Genomic DNA, 11,588 nt, shown 5'->3' with positions numbered 1-11,588 from the left:
AACCCAGTAAGGGCGGAAAGGCAAAGGGAAGGCATTTTGAGAGGCGACTGACTCGCGCAGCTGTCAAGAAGGCCGGCCCTGGGCGTCATACCGATGGCGGAGGGCTTTACCGGTAGTTGATAAAACAGGTGCAAAACGATGGTTGATGCGCATCGTGGTGAGAGGGGACCGGCGCGACTTTGGTCTCGGTTCAGTATCCCTTGTGGATTTAGACGAAGCCAGAGCGAAAGCGGATGAGATCCGAAAATTGGCGCGAGGTGGTGGCGACCCCAAAGAGCAGAAAGAGGCAGCTGCAAAAATCTATATCACTTTTGACGAGTTGGCGGAGAAGACTCACCAAGAGTGGATTGTCAAAGAGGATAGCAATGGCAAGCACATTGATCAGTGGATAAACACACTCAGAACCTATGCCTATCCAGTAATAGGTAAGAAGCCTGTTCATTTGATTTCCCGCTCCGACATCTTCAAGGTGCTCAACCCTATTTGGAAGACAAAACACGAAACCGCCCGTCGCGTGCGCCAGCGAATGAGTGTCGTTTTTGATTTCGCTCTGGAAGCTGAAATCCGGACGGACGGGAATCCCGTCGCAGATGTTCTTAAAAACCGAAACAACGATGCACCGAAGGTTAAACATTTCAAGGCTGTTGATTGGATTGAAGCCTCAGCGATTTATTGCGACTTCAGGAGTAGAGAAGAAATTGGGGCACTTGCGCTTTGCTTTACAATTTCAACGGCTGTGCGATCAGGGGCGGTCCGGCAGGCACGATGGCATGAGATCGATGAGTGCAAACTCTGCTGGGACATTCCTGAAGGCCATATGAAGGCACGGGAGCCATTTTCGGTTCCGCTAAATGCTCAAGCAAGGGTGATCCTCGACAAGGTGGAGAAATATAGGATTGGATCGGACAGCCTCATATTTCCCTCGCCGAATGGGCAGGACAAAATGTTGTCCGAGAACACGATGAGGAAGCTTCTCCAGACGCGTCGCCCTGGATTGACGGTTCATGGGTTTCGCACTTCGTTCCGGCAGTTCGCCGAGGACGAAACCAACTTTTCCCGAGAAGTAAAGGAATACTCCTTGGCGCATACCGTCGGAAGTAAAACGGAGCGAGCATACAATCGCGGGGATTACTTCGATGAACGGATAAAGCTCATGGACGAATGGGGACTGGCCCTTGCAGAAGGCAGCGTATTTCCTGATTAGGACAGCTCCCAAAGGCCGATTTCAAATCTCATTTTTGGACGGACGGACGCCCTCCCTGGAGGGGAGGCGTCCGTCCGTCCAAAAAAAATGCTCATGATTTATTTTGTGTCCGGACCAAACAGACCCAATTACTTTTTGGCCGCTGAGAAATCCAATTCGAAGGCCAAAAAGAAACTATCAACATTGAGGTCTATATAGTGAATACGACGCAAGATACCAACACCATCAACAACAGTGCAATTCCGACATTTCGAGGGCACAAATCCACTTCGGCGAATACATACACGATCAAACTGAACCGCCCATACATCGTGAAGGGCTTGCTCCTGGCAGGCCAGGTGGGCATGTTCGCTGGCCCTTCAAATATGGGCAAATCATCAATCTCTGCTTGCCTTGCTGCCCATGTAGCTATGGGCCGAGAGGTGGGGGGAATGCGGGTGCACCGTTCAGCTGTGCTCTATGTGGCTGCTGAAGACGCCGAAGGCATTCAGGAGCGTGCCTATCCATTCATGAAAGATGCTCCAACTGGCACCGCTCCTTTTGAAGTGTTTGATATGGCGTTGGACATGCAGAATGAGTGCGAAATCGAAGAGTTCGGAGAATACGCGATCAGCTTCCGGGATCATTGGGGATGCGACCGCCTGCTTATTATCATCGACACGCTCAATTTGAGCATGCCAGACGGCGATGAAAACTCTGCACGCGATACTGGCCAGGTCGTCCGAAACGCTCAACAACTTGCGAAGTCAACGGGAGCGCATGTGCTGATCATTCACCATGTGGGAACCAACGACAGTGGCCGTCCGCGCGGCTCGTCCGCGTTGACGGCAAACATCGATACGCTGCTCACAATGCAACCTGCTGAGGGGAATAGCGCAGAAAATGCAGTATTCGTTGTTCAAAGCAAGCAACGGCGCATTCAAAAAGGAGCGCCCATTGCCTTCCGCATCGACCCGTTCGAAGTTGGCCACGACGACGACGGGGATTTGATTTCCTTTCCAATGGCAGTTCCCTTCGAGCCTGGCTCTTCGCTGACCCCCGCTCAACCTGGAAAGAGGGCGGGCCGAAGACAAACGGCCACAAATGAAAAGGCCGAAGACATTTTGAGGGTGTTGCGTGATTTGAGCGGCAAAAACCGTGCTCAATGGCATAATGCAACCACAATCCGAGATCTGACAGGCACCCCCTTCAGTGATGCCAGGAGGAAAAGTTCGGACGCTCTTCGCAAGGCGGTAAAACGCGCATTGGATGCTCTTTTTGCGGCTGGGGATATCGAGATGAATTCCGGCGGGGAATATCGTTTTGCATCACCACTTTTTGAAGCGTCGGCTGGAACCGACGAGCGGATTCTTCATTGATCTCAGGTCAATTGTCCTGCCCCTTGGGAAGATCGCGGCACCCCCTTTCCAGGGGGTGTTCTTTGCTCTTCTTCCAGCAAACGGCATTCAAAGAAATCAATGATATCTCGTGCCAAGTTCTGGACCGCATCATCAGGCAATTGGCGGGCATCAAACCCGGCCATCCGATACTTTCGACAAAAGGCTGAGAGAAGGCGCACAATCTGCGATTTTCGCTGGCGTTGCTCGGCGAAGAGGTCGAGGTTTTCAGTGTTCATTGATCTGTTCCTAATTCCTGATCAGGAAGGAGATAGGGAGGGCGCACAACGGATAAAAAGCTTCGCATTTTATCCACACCACCCTGATCATTGGAATGGCACTTTTTTCGTTTCGACACTCGGTCAAGACTTTTTCGGAGAAGCGCGCTGATGAGGCGCGCATTGCAAAGCTCGGGCAGACCGCTGCACATCTTCGATATATCTGCCGCCCCCAGGCTGCCCGTGTAGTGATGCGTGAGCGGTTGGTCGGCGGAGACAACTCAACCGCCTCCAAGGCCGCAGAGGATGAGGCGCAGAGGCGTAAGGGGCGTGTCTGTGAGAGGTTCGTAATTGCCCTGCCAGTCGAGGTCACCGAAGAGCAAAGAGAAAACCTCGCGCGTGCTTATGCAGAGAAGTTGAGTGGCGGCATTGCAGGGTATGTCGTTGGCATCCATGACCAGCATGGGAACGATCGAAAAAACCCTCATGCGCATTTTGTTTTCTTCGATGTTCAGCAGAAAACCGAAGGGCGCGGCAGACCGAAGAGCACGCTTGGCTTGGCTCGGAAATATGCAATTGAGAGATCGGCCAAACTATGGGCCGACTTGCACAACGAAATGATGCGAAGCTGGGGTTATGGGCCAGACACGGAAATCTCCCACCTGTCCTATGCAGATCGCGGCCTCGATCAGGTCGCCACAATCCATGAAGGTGCAGGAGCGCGGGCGACACCCAAAAAGAAAATGAATGCAAAACTCGAGTGGCGGCGCATTGACGACGGGCACACGCGTGCCGAGGCAAACCAGATTATTCGAGAAATCAACAAGCTGAAAGGGCACGAGAATGAACGAGCAGATCAACTGGGAGGAAATCATGAAGGCGACCGAACGCAGCGCCAGTGCGGCCTCTCGAAACAGCGAGAACGCAGTCGGAGGGATGGTCAAGTTGTTGGATCGGATCGACCGCCATTCGTCCAGGTTGGAGGCAATAAGGTCGGAACTTCAAAACCTGAACACGCTTCAACCGCAATGCGTGCAAGCGAGCAAAGAGGCGTTCCCCGGCGCCCAGGGCAGCATCCGCCTTTCCTGGTGGATGCTCGCCTTGGGCTTATTCGCTTCCTTCGTCGGCGGGGCAGCGTTCGTCGGGTATTTCGTGAATTAGTAATGCTTCGAGACGCGCTCACAGCGCACAAGAAAGACCAACTCTCGCATGAAGAAAGTGGGATGAGTCAGGCCGACCAGCGCGTGAACCTCGACCAATATTCAAGCCGTTAAGTAAATAGCAGTTCAGTTCTTAAGCGCATCATTAGTGCTATTTCACTTGGGCGTGGTGCAATCTTTTCAAGGGTGAATTTTACCCCTGGAGAGAGCTTTGCGCCTCAATTCCTGAGACTTCTTTTTCTTTTCACCATTGCTGAGCCCATTGAAATCAGCATGAGAATGGTGGGGATTGTGCGCCAGTGGACTCTCATAGCAGGATACAGGATTTGGCTCTTCTTCAAACTCACTTGGCGTCAGTCCAAATGTGCCTGCCGTCCGAAGTCCCAGCGCCTCAAAATCCTCGAAGGAGGATTTGGCATCTGTGCTCGCGGAGCGGTCCAAAGAGAGCAATCCCCCATCCTTTTTTGTTGGAATAAAGGCAAGGCGGCTTGGTCCGTCGTCTTCCATCCAGCTCGGATTGACTTGGCGAAACTGCAATTCGGTAAGGTCTTTAATCTTCGTCATGATCAATATTCGCTGTCATCTCATCAAACGCTTTAAAGAATTCAGGAGTAAGGCCTTCGAAGCTTTCAGGGCCGTAGTCCTGGGCATCGGTCGAGCTGGCATCAATTTCGAGCTCACCATCAGGTGATATTTCGACAGCATAGCTCCATTCTTCATGGTCAAACTCAATTGAAAGCCCTCCGTCTTCTGTCGGGAAGATCTTGAACCATCGTGCAAAGTTGGCGCGCATAAATACCAACTGCATAGCTCGTGTTCCCGCCAGGTGAACCAATCGCTCACCATGATCAGGCCCAAGCCAACCTTTCTCGATTTTGGAAAGCTCTTGCAGGCGGCGAACGCAGCGTAAAACTTCCTCATCATGTGGTCGAATTAGATCGACGGAATGAACTGCTTCAACGCCCTTGAAATCGTCATGTGCGTCCAGCGCAATGGAGGCTGAAAACTCAACAAATGAAAATAAATTGCCGTCAAACTGCTCTGCAGGCATCGACACGCCATCGAGCTGCAGCCGCATTTCACCATGCTGTTCCGTCTTGATTTGGATCGTATTGTGAGTGGCATCAACCCCAGTGAGTTCGCCAATACCTTCGAACTCTATGGTGTATGTTTCTCGAATGTGCGTCAGGAGGTTCTTTCGCCGGTAAGCATCTAAGAAAACGACATTTCCATCTGCGCCAGCTGTTCCTTGAAGCTCAATTTTCTCGGCGTCCTGAATGTTGGCACCAAGTTTGGACAGGGCACGGATAGCATCATCGGGTAATGCTTGAGGGTAGATATCGTTCGCGGCGTCATCAACAATTGCAGCCACGCGCTTGTAAGCTCTGCTTACAATCTCTTCCATCCCGTCGCCGATGTTGGGCAGGTTTTGTTGGGCGACTTCGCTTTCAAGCTTGAAGACAGGAACCGCGCTCCCGTCTTCAATGTCAGTGAGGGAAAACGAAATGCTCTTATCGAACCCTTGAGGCACACGCTTTCGGTCTGGATTTTTTTGGCGAAATTCTTGCTTTGCAAGGGCAGCGATCAAGTCTCGCAGGGCTGGCAAGTCTGCAAGAACATCAAGAGGAAGTCGGGCGCCCTGAAAGCGCTCGCCAATATACCTCAATGAAAAATTATCTTTGCCCTCAACCATAATGCTACCTTCCACGAATAACGCCTACGGTCAACAACTTAGGAAAGATTTACCTGGGGCAAGAAACTTAGTCTGCAAGCGACATTCAAATGTGGGTTGTGTTGTGGGGTGATGATATTGGTGGCCGCTTAGGTCATTGAAATAAAATGATTTATCAGTCTGGCTTGCCTCCCTTCGTCGGAATCGAACCACCGACACGAGGATTTTCAATTTTCCTAGGCGTCCAGTCAAACTCTGGCACTCAGGTTCAGGCCGACGCAAAAATTCTTCAGCTTCAATACTGTGTGGTCTCCACTCAATCGCAGGGCTAGCCAGTCCGTTTCAGTCAAGCTCACCACTATCGGCACCCATCAGGCACCCAGCGGCCAAACTTTCCGGCTATAACGCTCCAGAAAACTCATACATAGCCTGCCCATTTCGGGTTTTATGCGAGTGGAATGGTCGATATCCTAGACCATAGCTGGCCTGTCCTATCGATTTGAAAGTTTCCGCATATTGAGCCGTTTACAACAAAAACCGCTGGCAGGGTTTTTCATCAACCCCTTTGGAAAACATGCCAAGTACATGGAGTACGATGGGAGCAAGATTGTCGTGCAGGCTAAGCCTTTAGTCTCCGGCACGCTGAGAGAACTAGCGTCCGCTCCAACCGTTGAGAATAGGTTTTGGGGTGCGTCTCTGACGCTCCGATTGGATGACCAACCAGTACGCTTGCTCAAGGGCGCTCGCCCCAAAGACGCGGTCAATTTTTCGAACGCCATTCGCGCGGACTGGGAAGCGACCATTCAGGCCGATCTTGAACAAAGTCGTACACTCATTGATGCATTGCTGCTGGAAATTAGTGAGCTTTCTAACCCAGCGACCTACCCGGCAGCGTGCATGGTGTCTCCAATACTGGAGCGCGCTCGTGTTCTCGATCAGCGTCTTCTTTCCAAGCTACCACAAGAGGCCCTAGAGGATGCCCATCGGGATCAAATCGGCAAAATACAGGAATTTGTACGAAACGCGCGGCACATACGTCAGCAAGCAATTTCAGCCTTTGAGGAACGTCAGCTGGTCGAGTGGACAGATTTCTTCGAAACTTTTGAAAGCAACCCACTGACACCAGAGCAACGGCAATCAATCGTTTCTGATGAAGACGCAACTTTGGTCTTGGCAGGCGCAGGTTCAGGGAAAACCAGCGTCATTACTGCGAAAGCAGGCTACTTGCTGAAGTCTGGTTCTCGGAAACCAGAAGAGGTGTTGCTGCTGGCGTTTGCCAGAGACGCTGCCAAAGAGATGAGTGAACGGATCGAGGCCAAATGTGGGGAGCCTTTGGAAGCCCGTACATTCCATTCGCTGGCCTATGACATCATAGGGGCCGTTGAAGGAAGCAAGCCAGCATTGGCTGCCCATGCCACTGACGACAAGGCCTACCTTGCCTTGATCCGAGACATCCTGAGGGCTTTGGTCCGAACGGCATCAGAAGTGTCAAAGTCTATCGTTGGCTGGTTTTCCCACACCCGCCTTGAAGAAAAAAGCGAGTGGGATTTCAAGAAGAAGCACAGCTACTACACTTACATTGAAAAGCTCGATCTTCGCACCCTTCAAGGGGAGCAAGTCAAAAGCTTTGAAGAGTTGATGATTGCCAATTGGCTGTATGAGAACGGCATCGAATACGAGTACGAACCCGACTACGAGCATAAGGTTTCTGAAGGTGGTTTCCGCGATTATTGCCCAGATTTTCGTCTAACAAAAAGCGGTATCTACATTGAGCACTTTGGTATTCGACGTACAAAATCGGCAGACGGAACCTATCGCCTTTCAACAGCGCCATTTGTAGATCGCGAAGAATATCTTGCTGGCATGGACTGGAAGCGTGGTGTCCACGCTGAACATGAAACGACTCTGATCGAGACGTTCAGTTATGAGCGTGAAGACGGTCGGTTGCTGGAAGCACTTGCTGAAAAAGTTGCGCCCTTTGAGACCGTCAATCCAAGGTCACCAGAAACACTCTTCGACAGGGTGGTGGAGCTAAACCAAGCCGACAGCTTTGTGCAACTGCTAGGAACCTTCTTGAAGCACTACAAAGGGGGTGGATACCACCTCGACGAATGCGCCGCGAAAGGACGCATCTTGAAGCTTGGCAAACGTGCCAAGGCGTTTCTGTCCATTTTTGAGCCTGTCTATTTGGAGTACCAAAAACAGTTGAACGGACGGATCGACTTTGAAGATATGATCCTTCGGGCAACCAAATATGCCGGGACAGGAGAGTATGCCAGCCCGTTCAAACACATCTTGGTAGACGAGTTTCAGGACATATCCCGTAGCCGAGGACGCTTGGTCAAAGCTCTAATGGCCCAACACAGTGATGCACGCATTTTCGCAGTTGGCGATGACTGGCAGTCGATCTACCGATTTGCCGGGTCCGACATCAACCTCATGCGAAATTTTGGCGACGAGTTTGGAGGGGCGTTTGACGGGCAGTCTGGCGTTCACCGAACTGTGGATTTAGGACGGACTTTCCGCTCAGTCGATCAGATCGCGCAGGCTGCGAAAAGGTTTGTGCTGCAAAACCCGGCCCAGTTAAACAAGACAGTGATACCCGCTGGCACGTCAGATATGCCTGCGTTGAAAGTTGTCTCGACAATCAAAGCCGACGAGAAAAACAAGCTGGAACAAGTGCTTAACTCGTTGCAAGGGACGACTCAACGAGAGCGGCCAGTCTCGGTTTTGTTGCTTGGCCGTTATCGACACTTAGCCCCATCCAATCTCGCGCAACTGCGTCGCAAATTCTCTGATTTAGACATTTCGTTTCGCACGATCCATGCATCGAAGGGGCTTGAGGCTGATCACGTGGTGATCCTGAATATGTTTCGTGGCCGTACGGGTTTTCCGTCAGAAATCGTTGATGACCCACTCCTAAGCCTTGTTTCGCCGGAGGCAGAGCCATTTGAAAATGCCGAAGAACGCAGGGTAATGTACGTTGCACTCACACGTGCACGAAAATCCGTGACACTCATGGGTTCAGCATCAAAACAATCGGCTTTCGTTTCCGAGTTGTTGGATGATCCTGAGTACGGGACCATAGGCGCTGACGACCAAGTAGAATTCAACCATACCTGCGGCGAATGTGGTGGACATCTGGTTCCTGTGCCGACCAAAGATGGCCGGATATGGTACAGGTGCGAACATGCCACCCTCTGCGGACATTCATTGAATGCATGTGCTTCCTGCGGCATTGGTCTGCCAGTTTGGAACAAACGAACCGGTCTAAGCAATTGCTCTTGCAGTGCCGAATACCAGAGCTGCCCCAGTTGTGAAGATGGGTGGCTAGTCGAGCGAAAGGGGCGATATGGTCCGTTTCTGGGATGTGTCAGCTTCCCGCGCTGTAAGGGAAAGGCGAAGATCGCAAAGTCAGGGGGTAAAGTTCATTAAAATGCGGCCCGCTAGATCAGCAGTTATGGAAGCGCTTTTTTGAAGCACAGACTCTTTTCGAAGCAAAATCAGTGCAGCATTCAGTATGCGTGGTACGAGAAACTGGGCCCGTCAACAAGTGTCTACTAAATTCGGAAATGTTATGAACGTTAGAAGTAAAGAATTTTCGCTGAAGTACCTGTCAGTTCTTGAAAAAGTGCTACAGGTTAATTGGGCTTCCAATGGAGACCCAATCGTTTCCATTGAAGCAATCGATGAAACAACGGTCGAAGCTTTGGCGAAGGAATTGATGGCCCTGCTTCACAGTTCAACAGCTCAGGAAGCCATAGAGTATGAAAGGCGATGTTCAAGAAACGAAATTGTAAGTGTAGGCTTTGGGTTAACTGGAAACTTTTCTGACTTCGTCAAGTTGGGGCTTCTTTGCGGAGATCGAGTTGTCTTATGGGACATTCTTGCCAGCAAGACCCTCAGATCTGGCATTACGACCCAGAGTGCATCAGATCGGATTGCCGAACTCGCAGGTAATCTTCTAACTTTAAAACCACTTGTGGAAGATGGGGCCGTTGTAGTGCTGCCCCATCCTACGATGTGGAGTGAATTGGCGAGAGACCTTCTCACCGAACTCAAAAAAAACAGTTTGTCAACTTCGGACGTTGGTTTTCTTACAGCTCTGGTGGCAATTATTGAAGGCATGCAACTGCATCCCTACACCTTGGCTGCCACCCCTGATCCCTCACCTGAATTACGAAATACCGATGGAGCCAAAGAGTTTTACTCCAAGCCCAACCAAGACTTTCAAAAGTCCGTTTCAGCACTTCTTGAGTTTGAGGGGATGAAATACCTGCGGGAAGTCAAGCCGACGGATTTTTATGATAGCTTGCAAGATAAAGGCGACTTCAAAAGAGCGCTACGAGGTCAGTTGGCTATGCCGGTTGAGGGGCTATCTGAGCAACAAAAGGCAAGCGAACGTGAGGCGAACATCGCGAACCTGATTTCACTACTTGAGCGACGAAATGCCAAAGTACTTAGTTATGCTTCTGGTGTCGGGGAGGCGAGTATTGGTGCCATATCGGGCACCGTTGCAGCGTTCTCCGTAGAAACAGCAATTTTGCAAGCAGCCGCCTTGGGCGTTAATTCTCTCGTTCAGTTTTGGTCCGCTGGCCATAAGGTTCTTCAATCGCCGCCGAAGAACGTTTTGGTACAAACCTTTGCGAGATTAGAAGGCATGCACAGACCCGCAGCCCAAGATGTTTCAATTGATCATTTTACGAAAGTTTCAAATGCTAGTCAGGAGGCGAGAGATGCATATTTCGAATTTATGTCGTTCCACTGGACAGAAGAACGGCACTATTTCTTAAAGGGTTTACCTGCTGATATGGCGCGCGAAGTCCTTAGTCTCGTAAGCTCATCTGACCTGCAAATAATCGTGAACTGGCGGCGACATCAAGAAGACTACATCGGGGACTATTTAGAATATCTTTCGAGCGTAGATAAAGATGCTTATTGGGATCATTTGTCGGCAACATTTGGTGGCGAAGATGGGCTTTTGATGTACGACAATCTTCATCACGTTGAGATGATGACGTCACGCAGTATGCCGATGCACGTTTGGGACTCAATGCTGAGTGCAATACTCAGTGTTCACTGGAAAGAAATCGAACGAAAGAAGGCCGGTTTTCCACTTGAGTACTTCCCTGAAATAATACGGTTTCAAACCATCGATGCTAGCGATCACCGTAAGCGGTGCGCTGATCCCACCTATTTGACGTAGTTCCATGGTAGCAGGCCATTGATCTGACTTTGTTTATGCCCGTTGACAATGGCAGTGAGCGTCGCGGTTATATAGGCGTGGGGATCAACTGCGTGTCTGACGTCAGCGCTTATGGGTCCAAATAGGGCAATTTGATAAGAGAGTGTTTCTGGCTCATCGTGACCACCGAGGAGTGGACGATGAGAAAGACAACCAAGAGCCCCGGCGAGAAGATCGTCAAAGACATAAAGCGGGCGACCCGCAAGCAGTATTCAGCCGAAGAGAAGATCCGGATTGTTCTGGATGGCTTACGGGGTGAAGACAGCATTGCTGAACTGTGCCGCCGAGAGGGGATTTCCCAGGGCGTTTACTACAAATGGTCAAAGGACTTCATGGAAGCCGGAAAGAAGCGGCTGGCGGGGGACACCGCCCGCGCGGCCACGACCGACGAAGTCAAAGACCTACGCCGCGAAGCCCGTGACCTGAAGGAGGTCGTGGCAGAGCAAACGCTGGAGTTGCGCCTTCTCAAAAAAAGCATGACAGGGGATGGGGGCGACCAGGAATGAGGTATGCCGCATCTGAGAAGCTGGAGATCATCCGGCTAGTGGAGGGATCGCATCTGTCAGCACGTCAGACGTTGGCCAAGTTGAGCATTCCGCGCACCACATTCTACCGTTGGTATGACCGATATCTGCAACGTGGTGAGACAGGGTTGCAGGATCGCTCACCCAGGCCAAAACATGTCTGGAACCGCATCCCTGACGAGGTGCGGG

8 protein-coding genes and 3 pseudogenes are annotated in these 11,588 nt (G+C 51.1%); 7 read left to right on the top strand and 4 right to left on the bottom strand.

Translation table 11 applies throughout. The features are described from left to right. Positions 1-127: 127 nt before the first annotated feature. The 3 genes and pseudogenes from KKW20_RS16700 to KKW20_RS05865 all read left to right on the top strand — a co-directional run. Positions 128-277: pseudogene (locus tag KKW20_RS16700) on the top strand (Arm DNA-binding domain-containing protein); the annotation flags it as partial. Positions 278-319: 42 nt separating this feature from the next. Next, positions 320-1,204, top strand: coding sequence for a tyrosine-type recombinase/integrase (locus KKW20_RS05870; protein WP_425514258.1), 885 nt, complete (start codon positions 320-322; stop codon positions 1,202-1,204). A 197-nt stretch (positions 1,205-1,401) separates the two neighbouring features. Next, a complete protein-coding gene (locus tag KKW20_RS05865; protein WP_214566948.1) occupies positions 1,402-2,562 on the top strand; it encodes an AAA family ATPase in 1,161 nt (386 codons plus the stop codon). Between the two features lie 2 nt (positions 2,563-2,564). Here KKW20_RS05865 and KKW20_RS05860 read toward each other — a convergent pair whose 3' ends face one another. Next, a complete protein-coding gene (locus KKW20_RS05860; protein ID WP_214566947.1) occupies positions 2,565-2,819 on the bottom strand; it encodes a hypothetical protein in 255 nt (84 codons plus the stop codon). Between the two features lie 95 nt (positions 2,820-2,914). Between KKW20_RS05860 and KKW20_RS05855 the strand changes: the two genes are divergently transcribed. Beyond that, on the top strand, positions 2,915-4,072 hold the full coding sequence (locus KKW20_RS05855; protein WP_214566946.1) for a MobA/MobL family protein: 1,158 nt from the start codon (positions 2,915-2,917) through the stop codon (positions 4,070-4,072). 66 nt (positions 4,073-4,138) lie between these two features. On the opposite strand, the gene KKW20_RS05850 is transcribed toward KKW20_RS05855, so the two are convergent. After that, positions 4,139-4,522: a hypothetical protein gene (locus KKW20_RS05850; protein ID WP_214566945.1), complete on the bottom strand. Its 384-nt coding sequence runs from the start codon at positions 4,520-4,522 to the stop codon at positions 4,139-4,141. After that, positions 4,509-5,666, bottom strand: a complete 1,158-nt coding sequence (locus KKW20_RS05845; protein WP_214566944.1) for a hypothetical protein — start codon at positions 5,664-5,666, stop codon at positions 4,509-4,511. Before KKW20_RS05845 ends, KKW20_RS05850 begins: the two co-directional genes overlap by 14 nt. Before the next feature lie 549 nt (positions 5,667-6,215). On the opposite strand from KKW20_RS05845, the gene KKW20_RS05840 reads away from it, so the two are divergent. Then, entirely contained in the window at positions 6,216-9,065 is a 2,850-nt protein-coding gene (locus KKW20_RS05840; protein ID WP_214567313.1) for a UvrD-helicase domain-containing protein, read from the top strand. A gap of 142 nt (positions 9,066-9,207) precedes the next feature. Beyond that, positions 9,208-10,836 carry a hypothetical protein gene (locus tag KKW20_RS05835; protein ID WP_214566943.1) on the top strand — a complete coding sequence of 543 codons (1,629 nt, stop codon included), beginning with the start codon at positions 9,208-9,210 and terminating at the stop codon, positions 10,834-10,836. On the opposite strand, the pseudogene KKW20_RS05830 reads toward KKW20_RS05835, so the two are convergent. After that, a pseudogene (locus tag KKW20_RS05830) lies at positions 10,824-10,925 on the bottom strand (transposase domain-containing protein); the annotation flags it as partial. The gene KKW20_RS05835 and the pseudogene KKW20_RS05830 sit on opposite strands and share 13 nt — an antisense overlap. Before the next feature lie 90 nt (positions 10,926-11,015). Here KKW20_RS05830 and KKW20_RS05825 point away from each other — a divergent pair. Continuing rightward, a pseudogene (locus KKW20_RS05825) lies at positions 11,016-11,588 on the top strand (transposase); the annotation flags it as partial.

It is taken from the genome of Aliiroseovarius lamellibrachiae (assembly GCF_018599245.1).
Classification (GTDB): domain Bacteria; phylum Pseudomonadota; class Alphaproteobacteria; order Rhodobacterales; family Rhodobacteraceae; genus Aliiroseovarius; species Aliiroseovarius lamellibrachiae.
This window is presented reverse-complemented; position numbering and strand designations above follow the sequence as displayed.